This window comes from Paenibacillus sp. FSL R7-0179 (genome assembly GCF_038002265.1).
In the GTDB taxonomy this organism is placed as follows: domain Bacteria; phylum Bacillota; class Bacilli; order Paenibacillales; family Paenibacillaceae; genus Paenibacillus_AQ.
Map to the genome: position 1 here is coordinate 1,207,916 of NZ_JBBOCC010000001.1, position 15,156 is coordinate 1,223,071.

The 15,156-nt window shown below is 53.6% G+C and carries 13 protein-coding genes and 1 pseudogene; 12 read left to right on the forward strand and 2 right to left on the reverse strand.

All coding sequences use genetic code 11. The features are described from left to right. The first annotated feature begins 9 nt into the window (after nt 1-9). Nucleotides 10-978, forward strand: coding sequence for a sigma-70 family RNA polymerase sigma factor (locus MKX63_RS05360; protein WP_341015760.1), 969 nt, complete (start codon nt 10-12; stop codon nt 976-978). A gap of 75 nt (nt 979-1,053) precedes the next feature. Next, the gene (locus MKX63_RS05365) at nt 1,054-1,473 is read left to right on the forward strand and encodes a VOC family protein (protein ID WP_341015761.1); all 420 of its coding nucleotides are present in this window, start codon (nt 1,054-1,056) and stop codon (nt 1,471-1,473) included. 261 nt (nt 1,474-1,734) lie between these two features. Here MKX63_RS05365 and MKX63_RS05370 read toward each other — a convergent pair whose 3' ends face one another. Both MKX63_RS05370 and MKX63_RS05375 read right to left on the reverse strand, forming a co-directional pair. Further along, a complete protein-coding gene (locus MKX63_RS05370) occupies nt 1,735-2,496 on the reverse strand; it encodes a class I SAM-dependent methyltransferase (protein ID WP_341015762.1) in 762 nt (253 codons plus the stop codon). 94 nt (nt 2,497-2,590) lie between these two features. Continuing rightward, a complete protein-coding gene (locus MKX63_RS05375; protein ID WP_341015763.1) occupies nt 2,591-3,496 on the reverse strand; it encodes an alpha/beta hydrolase in 906 nt (301 codons plus the stop codon). 287 nt (nt 3,497-3,783) lie between these two features. On the opposite strand from MKX63_RS05375, the gene MKX63_RS05380 reads away from it, so the two are divergent. From MKX63_RS05380 to MKX63_RS05425, 10 genes and pseudogenes are all read left to right on the forward strand, one after another. Beyond that, nucleotides 3,784-4,158, forward strand: a complete 375-nt coding sequence (locus MKX63_RS05380) for a hypothetical protein (RefSeq protein WP_341015764.1) — start codon at nt 3,784-3,786, stop codon at nt 4,156-4,158. Nucleotides 4,159-4,288: 130 nt separating this feature from the next. Further along, nucleotides 4,289-4,846 (forward strand): RNA polymerase sigma factor, encoded by a 558-nt coding sequence (locus MKX63_RS05385; protein WP_341015766.1) that lies wholly within the window; start codon nt 4,289-4,291, stop codon nt 4,844-4,846. Beyond that, complete coding sequence (locus tag MKX63_RS05390) at nt 4,843-5,793, forward strand: hypothetical protein (protein WP_341015767.1); 951 nt, start codon at nt 4,843-4,845, stop codon at nt 5,791-5,793. Before MKX63_RS05385 ends, MKX63_RS05390 begins: the two co-directional genes overlap by 4 nt. Before the next feature lie 149 nt (nt 5,794-5,942). Further along, entirely contained in the window at nt 5,943-6,809 is an 867-nt protein-coding gene (locus MKX63_RS05395; RefSeq protein ID WP_341015768.1) for a carbohydrate ABC transporter permease, read from the forward strand. A 13-nt stretch (nt 6,810-6,822) separates the two neighbouring features. After that, nucleotides 6,823-7,698: a carbohydrate ABC transporter permease gene (locus MKX63_RS05400; RefSeq protein WP_341015771.1), complete on the forward strand. Its 876-nt coding sequence runs from the start codon at nt 6,823-6,825 to the stop codon at nt 7,696-7,698. Nucleotides 7,699-7,744: 46 nt separating this feature from the next. Next, nucleotides 7,745-8,905 (forward strand): efflux RND transporter periplasmic adaptor subunit, encoded by a 1,161-nt coding sequence (locus tag MKX63_RS05405; protein ID WP_341015774.1) that lies wholly within the window; start codon nt 7,745-7,747, stop codon nt 8,903-8,905. Between the two features lie 49 nt (nt 8,906-8,954). Further along, nucleotides 8,955-10,280: an ABC transporter substrate-binding protein gene (locus MKX63_RS05410; protein WP_341015777.1), complete on the forward strand. Its 1,326-nt coding sequence runs from the start codon at nt 8,955-8,957 to the stop codon at nt 10,278-10,280. 23 nt (nt 10,281-10,303) lie between these two features. Beyond that, nucleotides 10,304-11,002: a response regulator transcription factor gene (locus tag MKX63_RS05415; RefSeq protein WP_341015780.1), complete on the forward strand. Its 699-nt coding sequence runs from the start codon at nt 10,304-10,306 to the stop codon at nt 11,000-11,002. After that, nucleotides 10,995-12,082 (forward strand): annotated as a pseudogene (locus MKX63_RS05420) (ATP-binding protein). The gene MKX63_RS05415 and the pseudogene MKX63_RS05420 overlap by 8 nt, the downstream one beginning before the upstream one ends. 30 nt (nt 12,083-12,112) lie before the next feature. Beyond that, a complete protein-coding gene (locus MKX63_RS05425) occupies nt 12,113-14,626 on the forward strand; it encodes a hypothetical protein (protein ID WP_341015783.1) in 2,514 nt (837 codons plus the stop codon). The last annotated feature ends 530 nt before the right edge of the window (nt 14,627-15,156 follow it).

A 15,156-nucleotide genomic window follows, 5' to 3' on the forward strand; every position in this document is an offset into this window, starting at 1 on the left:
CTGTCTGAAATGAATCATAACTATGAGACCCCTGCGACCCCCGAGACTCTGAACGGGCTGGAGGATATGCGCTCCGAGCTAACCGGGTATTGTTACCGGATGATGGGTTCTATCTTCGAGGCGGAGGATGCCGTCCAGGATACTATGATCCGGGCCTGGAAGCACCAGGAGCAGATGAGGCAGCAGGCCTCACGCAGGGCCTGGATGTACCGGATTGCCACCAATGTCTGTCTGGACCGGCTGAGAAGCGCCAAGCGAAGGGCGCTGCCGATGGATCTCTCGGAACCGGCCGCTGCCATTACGGAGCCTCGGGAGAGCCTGCCTCAGCATTCCTGGATCTGGCCCGCTCCGGGCTATGTGGATGACCCGGGAAATATCCTGGTCAGCAGAGAGACCCTCCGGCTGTCCTTCATTGCACTGCTTCAGCTGCTGCCGCCCCGCCAGCGTGCCGTGTTGATTCTGCAGGAGGTCTTCCGGTGGTCGGCAGCCGAGACCGCCGGGGCACTGGAGATGACCGTGGCTGCAGTGAACAGCGCAATGCAGCGGGCACGGGCAACCATGGCGAAGGCACAGCTCCGGTCCGAGGCCTTGCAGGCTGACGATGATGAAGTGGACGAAGGACTGATTACCCGGTACGTGGAGGCTTTTGAACAATACAATATTGCGGCGCTACTCGCCTTATTCCAGGAGAACGGCAGCCTGTCGATGCCGCCATTTACGATGTGGGTGCAAGGCGGCGCGGATCTCGCGGCCTTCTACCAGATCACACGCAGTCACTGTGTGGGCTCGCGGTTGATACCGGTCCGGGTGAACGGGAACCGGCCTGCCGTTGCCCAGTATGTTCCCTCAGGAGAAGACGGATTGCTGGTCCCGTGGGCGATTCATGTGCTTGAGCTGAGCGGGGGGAAGATCGCGCATGTTCATCATTTTATAGATGCTGAATTATTTATTCGCTTCGGATTGCCGGAGCACCGATGATTCTGCCGCGGCCGGAACGTCTATACTAATGAATCGCATAAGCGACACCATTCCGAATTTAAGGAGGAACAATCAATGACAGTCAAACTTACTCCCTACATCACCCTGGAGGGACGCACGCAGGAGGCTATTCAGTTCTATGCACAGACTATGGGTGCTGAAGTTCTCTCCATCCTGACGTATGGTGATATGCCGGACCTCCCGGACACGTTCCCGGATGAGGTACGGAGCCTGGTGGCCCATGCCAAGGTACAGGTGGGCGGCACGGAGCTGATGTTCTCGGATACTCCCGGCGGTATGCCGGTTGAGAGCGGGAAGCGGGTAACCATCTGCGTGACTACGGATAGTGTGGAGGAGTCGCGGAGAATTTTTGATGCACTTCAGGAGGGCGGTAAAGTCAATATGCCGTTTCGGGAGGAGCCGTTCAGCCCCGGCTTCGGCGATCTGACGGACAAGTTCGGAGTGACGTTCCAGATTTATACGGAGCTTGGGTAGAGTAGAAACCGAAATAGGAGAGTATCGGGCATTTCATCAAGAAGATTCCGGCAGAGAGGTGTTACGTGTCGATGCGCTGTAAGAGGCTTGGAGAGGGCTGCATGCGATGAGCGTGCAGCTTTGTTTTATGTTATGGGGAGTGCGTCTGCCGAATGTAATCGAAAAACCGATCACATTCGGCGTTGCGTGGGCAAGTGGGCCGGATGTATAAATGTGTGGTTGCGTAGCAGAACGTAATTCATCCGTTAGGGGAGTCTGTGTTTACACTTTTCGCATAATCACCAGTGCGTGCAAACTATACCCGAGCAGACTCTTATCCTCACAGGTCCGCAGATGAAACTGAAGCCAGTGTTCGAAATCTTCTGGCCGCGCCCCATTGATATGATTAGCTAGAAGATAGCCGATCCCGTCTGTTCCAAGATGGGCAACGATCTCTGTATGATAGGCTGACGCCATGTGTTCCATTTCCTGAGGTGACATATGTAGGAATAGACCATCCTTCGTCTGGCTGGTATGCCAGGTAAGTACATCTTCCATGTTCCTGAGTCCATCACTTATGCTCAATACCGAAACGGCGGCATTGTTAATATAGGAGACCGCGAGTAATCCGCCCGGCTTCAGTACGCGCAGGCATTCGGTCATGGCAAGCTGCCGGTCTTCATTGCCGATATGATAAAAGGCTCCCATGTTCAAAACAACATCAAAAACTCCGCTGTCAAAACGTGATAAATCCGTGATGCTTCCTGTATACATGTCAGCCAATACCGGGCGTATCCGCTGCTTCTCTCTGATGACATCTACATTATGAGGAACAATATCTCCGGCAACTACCTTATGCCCCAATTCTGCAAGCTGAAAGGAGTAATTCCCCGTTCCTGCACAGCCGTCGAGAATGTAGGCATCCGGCTTAAACAGCTTTTTGAAGTAAGACATCGTTGTGATCCATTCGATCTGATGCCCGTTATCCCTGAACAGCCTTCCCTCCTCATCATAGGAATCATAATAATCGATTATCGCATCCATCGTATTGCCCTCCTTGTAGTATGGCCGGGCTCATCTTGAAATGCTGCCCTCCCCCTACCTTAGCGGATCAGGGGAGGGCAGGCTATGATCAGGATTACTTGAAGATCCGCTGCGAGAACTGATACAGTCCGCTGCTCCAGACCTTGCCTTCATGTCCGCCTACATCCAGATACCACAGATGCGGAACGTTCATGCTGGTCAGGCTGTTATGGAAATTCTGGCTGACATAGAGCAGGCCGTCCGAAGCGCCGCAGGAGATCCAGAGCAGCTTCAGCTGGCTGGCCGTCTGCGCCGGATTAGTAATCAGCTGTGAGGCTGACTTCGTATTCGGAGCAGAGGAGAATGCGCCGATCCAGGAGAACTTGTCCAGATGCTTCAGGCCGAAGTTCAGCGTCTGTCCGCCGCCCATGGATAAACCGGCAAGGGCACGGTTTTGCTTGTTTTTGTATACAGGGAAGTGAGAGTCAACGTAAGGAATGAGGTCATTGATCAAATCGAATTCAAACCGCTCGAAGGCGGCTACCTTATCCGGTGCATAAATATCGCCGATCGGGCGGTCATCCGCCATCGCGCGGCCGTTCGGGAACACCACGATCATCGGTTCAAGCTTGTTCTCAGAGTACAGGTTGTCCAGGATATTACGCGGATTCATCCCGTTCAGCCATTCATTCTGATCCCCGCCGATGCCGTGCAGCAGGTAGAGAACATTGTAGGTCTTGGAAGGGGTATAGCCCGGAGGGGTGTATACCATCGCGTTTCTTGACTTGCCTACGGTAGTCGAATAATAAGAAATCTGCTGTACGTTGCCGTGCGGAATATTATTGCGGTATGATGCATAGCCTTGAGGAGCGGGAGTGATGGTGCTGGTTACAGCCGCAGCGGCATCCGCAGAGAGACTCAGATTCTGCTCCTCTGTCACAGGTGATGCATACGACATTGCAGGCAACAGCAGGGCTGTCGCGAGAGCGAGACTTGCAATTCGGGTCATTATTTTCTTCATTTCATATCTCCTCCTTGATTCGATTGGTAAAGCTGAGTTGCCTTCCCTCTACAGAAACGGAGCCGCCTCCTCCTTTCCTGACATATTATGTAATAGCATCCACATTGAGGATACCATAAATGGGGTATTATGTAAATTGTTTTCGGGGATTCTCAGAATCAGGGGGGCCGGCAGTGCATCTTAATGTTGTCATACCGGGATCAGCAGGCTAATAGATAGGAATAGAAGCTTCCAAATATCTGGATATCTGGATTTGAGGCGGGAGCCGGGGACTGGAGGGATGGATCATGCTAGGACAGAGTGTATCAGGAGTCAGTCCGGTACAGGTCATCATGGCCTACGGCGGCACACAGAGCGATGTCAGTTCTCTGGAGAAGCAGCGGAACCGGCTGATGATGGAGCTGGACCGGGTGAATGCGGCGCAGGGCGGGCAGGCGACGTCCTACCGCCGGGAGCAGCTCCAGCGGCAGATCCGTCTCCTTGAGGTTCAGCTCGCGCACAAAGCCGGAAGCAGCGCGGTTACGGATGTGAGCGCTGCCGCCCAGAATGTTCAGGCTCCGCCCTGGCGGATGGAGTGGAAGGGCGGTCTGAAGGGTATCGGCCAGACCGATCCCCGGACGGCGACGGTGGATGCGGAGGGCCATTTCGACGCTTTAATCTAAGGTTGGAATCAGGATGCGATTAGCGTAACGGTGATGAACCGGGGGCTAATCGCATTTTTGGTGAGAGGGATGCAACGGATGCTAAGCATTCTCTACTATATACATAAGAGGACGTATAGGAGGACAGCAGATGGAAGATGAGGGGATAGTCCAGCTATACTTACAGCGCTCGCAGCAGGCCATCACGGAGACCCGGAACAAATACGGTGCTTACTGCCGGGCGATCGCCAGGAACATTGTCGCGAACCATCCCGATACCGAAGAGTGCGAGAACGATACATACCTGGCTGCGTGGAACGCTATTCCGCCTCACCTGCCCAGGAGGCTACTGGTATTCTTGGGGCGAATCACCCGCAATATTGCGCTCGACAAGCATGGGTATAACACAGCCAAGAAGCGGAGCCGCCAGTTCGAGGTGATTCTGGAGGAGCTGGAGGACTGCCTGCCTGCGGCGGAGACGGTAGAAACGGAGCATGCCGCAGGCGAAACGGCCCAGTTGATCAATGAATTCCTGTACGGGCTGGAGGAGGGAGCGCGAAATTTATTCATCAGGCGGTATTGGTATGCGGATTCGATAGAATCCCTCGCCGGCAGGTTCGGTATGAGCAGCAGTAAGGTGAAGTCGAGCCTATTCAGGACCCGGAACAAGCTTAGAGTTCATTTAGACCAGGGGGGTGTTCACCTATGAAGCGGGAGGACTTGTATAAGGAGATTGGACTGATTGACGAGGAGCTGATTGCAGCAGCTGAACACAGCGGAGTAAGAGGCAGGAGCAGGAGCCACAGGTTCTCCAAAAGATGGATCGCCGTAGTCGCCTGTCTAGTCGTATACAGCTCGACTTCTACCGTACTGCTTGCCACAGAATACACCAGAAATAAAACGGAGGAGCCTTATATCCGTTATCTGACAGCGGAGGATATGGAGCTGGCCCCCCGTGCGCAGTATGAGGCGGACAAATTCCTGAAGGCGTTAGCCAGCGGCAACGATGGTAAGATATATATTGCGGTGAACCGGCTGGTGGAGAGCTTCAACGATCCCAAGGCGCGGGAGCTGGCGCTGCAGAAGCTACGGCCCTTCTTGACCAGTGATTCCGCGAAGATCGCGGAGTCGGCTGCTTTTGCCACAGATATCCTGTCGAAAAGCTACCAGAGTCCGTATCTCCACAAAATGGCTGACGGGAGCATCGTATTTGCCTTATTCAACAATTATTCGGATTACGGTACCCAGAATGTACTCTGGCGTATACAAGATGATGTGCTGGAACCGTATTTCAGCTTCGCGGCCCCTTCCATGTACATTAAGGAAATCCTCCCGTCCCCGGACCGGAAGCTCCTTGCGGTGGTTACGAGCTCCAATAAAAGCGAATTCGTGCAAATTCTGAATGTGGAGAAGGGGACGATCAGCCCGGAGCTGGTAGAGTCGGCGAGAATCAGACATGGCGCGCAGCGTAAGCGGGATACTTGGACGCGCAGTGATCATGAGAATTACAGCTATGCGGACCATCTGGTGTGGAGCAATAGCGATACATTAGCGTTCGAGGGCTCCCTGGCCTACGACGATACAGCCATTATTGAGAATATTAGTGTGACGTACCGGTTCAGGGATAAGATCATGGAGATACAGCCAGTGAAGTAGTGAGTTTTCGCTACACGAATATAGCTGCGAATGGATAAGACATCCGTCCGCGGCTTTTTTGTGATGTGATGAATTTAAGAAAGTTTTAATCTTTACCCGACTTGTTCTTAAATAGTTGGGCCTATTCTTGAATACAAGGAGGGAGCGACTTGAAGAATTGGGCCCGTAAGGATTCATCAGCGGCTTGGTTATTTCTGGCACCCAGTCTCATCGGGTTTGCCTTGTTTTATCTGATTCCGTTTGGCATGGGCGTGTTCTATTCCTTCATGGACCGTGCGGTGGACGGGCAGTATGTGGGCCTGCAGCAGTACCGGGAGCTGATCGCGGGAGACTCCTTCCGCAAGGCGGCTTTCAATACCTTCTACTTCAGCCTGGTAAGTGTTCCGCTGCTGATCGTGCTGTCGCTGGGACTCGCGCTGCTGCTCCATAAGAAGCTGTATTTTCAGAAATGGCTAAGAACTGCTTATGTTCTCCCGCTGGTCGTGCCTGTCGCGTCCATCATCCTGGTCTGGCAGATCCTGTTCGACTGGAACGGGGCGCTGAATGCGTGGCTGGGCAGCTTCGGTCTGGCCCGGGTGGACTGGATGAAGACGGAGGCCGCGTGGAATGTCATTATGATGATGTATGTGTGGAAAAACATCGGGTACAACGTGATCCTGTTCCTGGCCGGACTGCAGCAGATCCCGAAGGATTACTATGAAACCGCCCAGATTGAAGGGGCCGGCCGTCTCAGGCAGTTCCGGAGCATTACGCTGGTCTACTTAACCTCTACGATGTTTTTTGTCGTCATGATGTCGGTCATTAACTCCTTCAAGGTATTCCGGGAGACGTATCTGCTGGCCGGACCGTATCCGCATGACAGCATCTATATGCTGCAGCATTTTATGAACAATATGTTCCTGTCCCTGGACCTCCCGAAGATGACAGCGGCATCTGCCCTGATGGTCGGCGGCATTCTTATCCTTGTTCTCGGGCTGTTCGCCATGGAGCGCCGGTACCGTCGAAATATGGAATAGAGGTGGAGAGATTATGCCAGTGGATAAAGTCTTACCCAAGCTAATATTAACCGTCATTATGGGAGTCATTGCCCTGCTGATGCTGTTCCCGATTGGGGTCACACTCATCAATTCGTTCATGAGCAGCCGTGAGATTGAGATCAATTACAGTCCCGTCGGACAAATGAACACGGTCATAGAGGGCAGGAGCGATCCATTCGCCAATCTGAAATGGCTGCCCGATCAGGTCTCCCTGGAGCAGTACGGCAAGGTGCTGCTGGAGAGCCCGGTGTACCTGTCGATGTTCTGGAATTCGGTGTTCCTGGTGGTGCCTATCATTGCCGGACAGACGCTTATAGCTGCACTGGCTGCTTACGCATTCTCCAAGCTGAGATTCCGGGGCCGGGAGCTCCTGTTTCTGGTCTATGTCCTGACGATGCTTATGCCCTTTCAGGTAACCCTGGTGCCTAATTATATCATGGCCGAGCGGCTGGGACTGCTGAATAGCCCGGGGGCCATTATCCTGCCTGGTATTTTTGCGGCCTTCGGTGTGTTCATGCTCAGGCAGTTCATGCTGGATATTCCGTATGCCTATATCGAAGCGGCCAAGATGGATGGAGCCGGACATTTACGGATTTTTGCTACCCTTATTGTTCCCATGGTTCAGCCGGGTCTGGCCGCGCTTACGATTCTCTTATTCGTCGATTACTGGAATATGGTGGAGCAGCCGCTGATTTTCCTGGATGATCCGCTGCGTCAGCCCTTGTCCGTCTACTTATCGAATGTCAGCAGTGAGAAGGGGCTTGCGTTTGCTGCTTCCGTCATCTACATGGCTCCGATGGTGCTGCTCTTCCTGTATGCGGAGACGTATTTCATTGAGGGCATTCAGTTATCCGGGATCAAGGGCTAGGGCTTGCATATGAGGGACTTATGAGAAATAGGAGGAGAACGGGGAAATGGAGATTACAGGAGTGCCCGCAGACCGCAGGCGCAAAAAAAACATTAAAATAGCTTTCCTGCTGCTGCTGGGCGTGTTACTCTTCTTCACCTTCTTCAGCAATACGCTGCAGTCGTTGACCTTGCCTAAGGTGACGACGGTCACGCCGCAGAGCAAGAGCCTTGAATTCACACTGGAGGGCAGCGGAATACTGCGGCCCGTAAATGAAGTGAAGCTCCAGAATGGCAGCGGCTGGAAGCCCCGGGAGGTGCTTGTGCAGGAGGGGGAGCGGGTGAAGAAGGGACAGAGGCTGATTCTCTATGACAGCCAGTCTGCCGAAGCCGGGCTGCAGGATGAAATCGCGCTGCTGGATCAGCAAAAGCTCGGGCAGCAGACCCTGCAGGATCAATTCATTCAGACGTATGCGGAAGGGGATGAGCTCCAGATTCGCAAGGCCCGGCGCGAGATTGAAGCAGGCAAGCAGGACCAGGCCAGGCAGGCGCGTAAAATTGCCGGGATGAGAGACCGGTTAACTGCGGAGCAGCAGCTTAAGGCACCCTTCGACGGGATTGTAACCCGGTTGAATGCCCTCCCGGGGATAATGTCATCAGGCGAGCCGGATCTGGTGCTGTCGAGCAGCCGTGAGGGATTCCAATTCGATTTCACAGCGGACGCGGGGCTATTATCCAGCCTGGGAATTACCTTGGGGGAGAAGCTTGAAGTAGAGGTTCATTCTGCTGAGGGGCCATCGGCCCGGATATTGCCGGGACAGATTGCAGAGATCAAGAGCGCTGAGGCGCGTGCCGGAAGTCCGGCCAGTGAGGATACCAGCAGGGCGGAGGACATCGCACAGAAGACGGTCTTCATTGTAATGAATGACGGTTCGCTTCAGGGGGGAGAGCAGGTTCAGTTCCAGATGAAGAAGCCGTCCCTTCAGGAGGGAGTGGTGGTACCGACTAAGGCCATCCATCAGACGGGCGGGCGCAGTTTCGTTTATACCATCGAGGAGCAGCGGGGGGCACTAGGCAATACGTTTGTCGCCCGTGAGGTTCAGATCCGCTCCAGTATCACGAACGGCCCGGACAGCATGATTATGGCGGATAACCTGTATGGGGATGAGAAGATTATTCTGGAGAGCAGTGAGCCCTTGCAGGACGGGAACCGCGTACGTCTGCAATAGCCGTAGGAGTACGGTCTACTATACGAACAATTATTGGAGGTAGTGAAAGATGAAGAGGATTAACAAAATGGGCTGGCTGGGGATGAGCCTTGCTTTTACAACGATGATGTCAGCATGTAGTTCAGGGAACAGTGCAGAAGCTCCAAACGCAGGAGGAAAGACGGTTCTTACGTTATCGGTTCAGCAGGATAGTGAGTTCTACCGTGCGGTAGAGCAGAAGTTTGAACAGGCTTATCCGGATATAGACTTGCAGATTCAGGCGTATAAGGGGATCAGCGAGAAGATGGAGGGTCCGGATTATGAGAAGTATCAGAAAACCGCCGGTACGGCACTGCTCTCAGGCAAAGGAGCCGATATTTATGAAACGGGCAGCCTGCCCGCCAGTGATTACGTGAGCAAGAAGCTATTCCTTGATATGGATGATTACCTCAAGCAGTCGAAGACGCTGAAGAAGGAGGACCTGCAAATGAATGTGCTGAATGCGCTGAAGGTGAACGGGGGCACCTATATCATTCCGTCCGGGTTCAGCCTGAGAGCATTCCTTGGAGACGGGGATGTACTTAAGCAAGCGGAGATCAACGATAAGAGCTGGACCTGGCAGGATTGGAAGAAAATCTCCAAATCGCTGATTGCATCGGAGCAGCAGGAGGGGTCCGCACACCGCTATGCGCTTCCGAATAATCCGCCGGATATGCTACTTCAGGAGATGGTGGTCGACGGCTATAACCAGTTCGTAGACGTAGCTGCGCGCAAGGCCAAGTTCAATTCCCCTGCCTTCATATTTATGATGCGGGAGATTAACGAGATGTATCAGGAGAAATTGATGACCACCGAGCCGGTCGAAGCCGAGAATCAATTGTTCTATTCTGCCGTTATACAGAACCCGGCGGATTTCATCAACGTTCCGTATACCAATTTCGCCAATCCGAAGCTGCTGTATAAGCCGCATAGCGGAAACTCCGGTGCCATGAGAATTATTCCGAACTATACGTTTGCGATACAGGCCAAATCGCCGGTTGCCGAACAAGCCTGGACGTTCATGGAATTCCTGCTCTCTGATGAAGTTCAGTCTCTGCAGAGCAGAGAAGGCTTTTCCCTGCTCAGATCGCTTAATGACAAGCAGTTCAGTGAGCTTCAGCAGCAGGTGAAGAGCGGAACGTATAAGCTCCCGGACGGCAAGCTTGCCAGTGTTCCAGAGGGACAATTCAAGGTGTTCCAAGACATGATGGATACAGCGGATAACTTCGCCATGATGGATGTGAAGATTCTGAGCATCATCGGCGAGGAAGCAAACGCGTTCTTCAGCGGACAGAAGACGGCTGAGGATGTGGCCAAGCTGATTCAGAACAAGGCGACTACGTACCTTAACGAATAGATCAAGGCCTGGGAGGTCCCGGTATGAAGCGAACCACGATTCTAATCGCAGAGGACGAAATGGAGATTGCCGACCTGATTGCCCTGCACCTTCAGAAGGAAGGGTATCACTGTATCCAGGTGCCTGACGGCCGGGCCGCGGTGCAGGCCATTCAGTCACAGTCCATTGATCTGGCGATCCTGGATATTATGATGCCGGAGCTGGACGGGTACGAGGTTACCCGCCAGGTCCGGGCGAAGCATAACCTGCCGATTATCTTTTTAAGCGCCAAGACCTCAGACTTCGATAAGATTACCGGCCTTGTGATGGGAGCGGATGATTATATGATTAAGCCCTTCAACCCTATGGAGCTGCTGGCCCGTGTCAATTCCCAGCTGCGGCGTTCCCGGCAGTTCAGCCAGCCTCCGGCTGCCCAGCAGGCCCCGGTGCTGGAGTCGGGCGGGCTTGTTATATCCCCTGACCGGCATACAGTTACGCTATACGGGAAGGCCATTGACCTCACGCCCAAGGAATTCGATATCCTCTATCTGCTGGCCAGCCACTCCAAGCAGGTGTTTAGTGCGGAGAATATTTTTCAGCAGGTATGGGGCGAAGCGTACTACGAATCCGGCAATACCGTGATGGTGCATATCCGTACGCTGCGCAGGAAGCTGGGCGAGGATCAGAATAAGGACCGCTTCATCCGGACCATTTGGGGCGTCGGGTACACGTTCAATGACTAAGCGGACCCGGGGCTTCCGGGCCAGATTAGTCCAGTTCCTGGGGGTAAGCATGCTGCTCTCAGCCGGTCTGACCTATGGGATCATAAGCTGCTTCAGCTCTACTATTCCGGGGTGAAGTGGGAGGACCCGGAGGCGGAAGTGCGCCGGTTCATCTACAAGCTCGGGGACTTCAACGTATCGCTGATGCTGTTCATTCCGCTGATGCTGATCTTCTTTTTCAAGTTCACCAAGCCCTATATCCGTTATCTTAATGAGATCTCTAGCGGAATTCACCATCTGGCTAACGGGGAGTTTCAGAATCAGGTGAAGATTGCCTCAAGGGATGAGTTCAGCGCGATTGCAGAGGATCTGAATGCGGCAGGGGCTAAGCTGCTGGCAGCGGTGCAACGGGGGGATTTCGCTGAGAGCAGCAAGGACCAGCTGGTTGTCAATCTGGCCCATGATCTGCGTACGCCGCTCACCTCTGTGCTTGGCTATCTGGATCTGATCCTTAAGGAGGAGAAGCTGCCGATGGAGACGATCAGACACTACGCCACCATTGCCTTCACCAAGTCCCAGCGGCTGGAGAAGCTGATTGACGGACTGTTCGAAATCACCAAGATGAACTATGGCACGCTGCCTATGGTGAAGACGCACCTGGATATCGGCGAGCTGCTCCGGCAATTGAACGAGGAGCTATATCCGGTATTTGAGCGGAATGGCCTGACCTCCCGGCTGAAGATTACCCCCGGCCTAAACGTCTATGGGGATGGGGATCTGCTGGTACGGGTCTTAGGGAACCTGCTGACCAATGCCGCCCGCTATGGGCAGGAAGGCGTATATGTGGATATTAACAGCCGTCCTGATTCAGGTGCAGTAGCGGTTGAGGTGATCAATTACGGGAATCCCATTCCGCCGGAGGAGCAGGCGCATATCTTCGAGATGTATTATTCCGGGGACCGGGCGCGGACTCATCAGGATGGCGGCACGGGTCTGGGTCTGTTCATTGCGCGGAACATCGTAGAGCAGCATGAGGGAACTCTGTCTGTGGAGAGTAACGAGATATGGACAAGATTCGAGATGCGGCTGCCGCAAGCGTAAGCGAAGTTAAGGGAGGAGAGAATCAGAATCATGTATCATTCCAAGCGAAAATATGCTGCTGCCATGCTAAGCCTGGTGGTTCTCAGCCAGTCCATCGCCTTCGGAGCCTATACGGCTGCCGCTAAATCTTCAGCGGGAACAGCGGCGGCCACCGCCTTACCTACTCTCGAGGAACTGGGGGCGGTCTCCTTGAAAAGCGGCGTGAGTGTGAAGCTCCTGAACGCAGCACTTCAGCCTCAGGAGAGCGGGAATATACTCACGTACACCTTGAATTACTACAACGGAACGGGCAGCAATGTAAGCCTGATCGATTATTTCTCTAAGGTCACCACTTCAAGCGGTGCTGTGATTCAAGGCAAGCCGGTAACAGGCAGTGCTGCGGTCAAGTCTATTCCGGCTAACAGCAGTCAACCGGTGACGTACTACGTCAATGCAGGAAAAGCTGCCAAAATTAACGGAGTCCGCATCGCCTTATTCGGCTGGGATTTCAGCCAGGCGAATTACCAGAAGAAGCTGGGAATGTTCACGATTCCCGGCTCCTACTCTACAGTGACTCCCAAGGGCCAGAGCAAGAAGCTGACTCTGGGAGGGCTGCCGGTGACCGGCAAGGCAGAAAGCATGCATATCTATAAGGTGGACGGCAAGGTATATGCCAGGGTTGGAGTCAGCTTCACCAACTCGGGAGCCAAGGTGCTTAAGGATACGGGCCTGAAGGGATACCTTGTATCGCCGGGAGGCCCGATGTTCGAGCTGAAGGCGGACAAGGCTGACACCCCTATCCAGCCCAAGGAGAAAAGAATCCTCTATTACCTGGCAGACCTTCCTTCTTATACGAAGCCGGACAATATGTCCCTGCAATTCGTTCAGGAGGACGATGCGCTGCAAATGAAGCTGCCGGTTGCCGAATATAAGCTGCCTGCGGCGGAATCACCTAACTTTAATGTACCTGTGAACGCTATGAAACGGCTCAAGGTCAATAACAGCCTGATTGAGACCCAGTTAGCCAGTGCGGCGGTGTATTCGGAGGACAATTTGGCGAAGTGGAGCCTGAAATTCCGTGTACGGAACACTGGCAATCAGGCAGTGACGCTGCCGGCGTACCCGTTCAGTCTCATCACAGCCGAGGGGTACAGCTACCCGGTCAGCAATACAGCCCTGGCGGGCCTTATCTTGAAGCCGCTGGAGGAGCAGACCGTAGAACTCAGCGCCGAGCTGCCCCTGAAGCTCAAGCAGGGCGTGCTCCGGCTGCAGATGACTGAACCGGCTGAAGCGGACCGGATTGCCTTCCCGGCAGCGATTTTCCAGATTCCATATTCCTTGCAGCCGGATCATCTGCTGGCTACAGAGTACCCTGTGCAGAACCCTCTGGGGACCTTCGTGGTTAAGCTCGAAGCGGTGGAACGTCTGCCGTGGTCGGACCAGGATCAGGTGGTGACTAAGGTGAGCCTACGCAATACTGGTGCGTCCACGGTGCAGCTCCCGGCGCTTACAGCGCTGCTGAAAGCGGGGGATAAGGACATCAGCGGCAGCGCGCAGCTTGTAATCAATGGCTCCGATACTCATCTGGTTCCCGGGGAGACAGCCGTATTGTATATCGCAGGCAATCTTCCCTATTCCTATAATCTCACGAAGCTGAAGATCATTCTTCAGTATACTTCGGGAGAGGCCAAAGCGAATTTCCTGACCCTGTTCACCAGCCAAGTGGACAATACCCTGAGAACGGCTGCTGCCGGTGAGCCTCTCCATATAGGACTGACCGGCAAGAAGGCAGAGGTGCTGGAGAGACAGACCCGGATCTATCCGGGGACAGATTCCAAGCTGATCTATACAGAGCTGATACTGACCAACGAGGAGTTACGCAAGACCCAGCCGTCACAGCTGGTGGGTTATTACAGAACTGCGGATCAGCAGTATTTCGAAGCGGTAATCAGCCAGCCGGAGGCGGCCCTAAATCCTCTAGAGAAAAGTCTCGTCACCGTCTGGAGTAAGCTTCCGCCGGAGATTAATGCTTCAGAGCTGACCCTCTATCTCGGGGAAGGGATCGCCGCAGGCAAGCTGACAGCACCCGGGGCAGTGCCGACCGCTTATATTGATACCGCAGGTCTGGCTCTTAACGCTACGAATCCTGCACCGCAGCCGTCTCTTCAGAAGCTGGAGCTGTTCCCCTTCGTCATGTCGGTGACCCAGTCCACCGCAACCCTGTCGGAGGACCGCGAGTCTATCGAGGCGAAGCTTAGCTACCGGTTAACCCGCAGCGGGCTGTACGTAGCCGGGACGAATGAGCATAAGCTGGTGGCCGAGCTGATCGATCCGTTCGGCCAGCCTTCGGAGAAGGTTCTGCCTCTGGGCGAGGAACTGACAAGTGCAGGATTGCAGGACACTGTCTCCTTTACGCTGAACAACCGGGCATACAAGACTCTCAACGGTGCCACGGTACGGGTGAACATCTATGACGAGTTCCAGGGCAAGCGGCTGCTGCTGGGCAGCGAGAGTTATGCTGTGGTGTATGAGCGGCCTGCGGCGAAGAAGTGGGAGGGGGAGTGATAGGGAAGGCGGCCTGCTTTTCATATTGTATAGGAAACTCTAGTTTTCTCCTACTGTGGACAAGTGCATGTAAATTTGTGAATAAGAGTTCTTTGAATAATTCAAACAGTGACTTTGTTGCTGAATGTATGTGGAAAACAGCATACATTGTGCTCACACGCAGGTGCATGGCCCAAATGTATGTGGAAAACAGCATACATTCTGCCCACACGCAGGTGCATGGCCCAAATGTATGCGAAAAACAGCATACATTGTGCTCACACGCAGGTGCATGGCCCAAATGTATGCGAAAAACAGCATACATTGTGCTCGCATACAGGCACACGGACCAAATGTATGTGGGAAACAGCATACATCCCACCGCAAAATTGGCTTTGATTTTATGTATTGCACTGGATAACAAGTTTGAAGACATGTTTTACTTTTAAGAAGCTTTTGAGCAAAGCAAATGAAGCAGGGAATGGTTCTGATACCCCAAAACAAGCCTCTAGAATATAATCTAGGGCTTGTTTTGGATGTTTTAAATTACA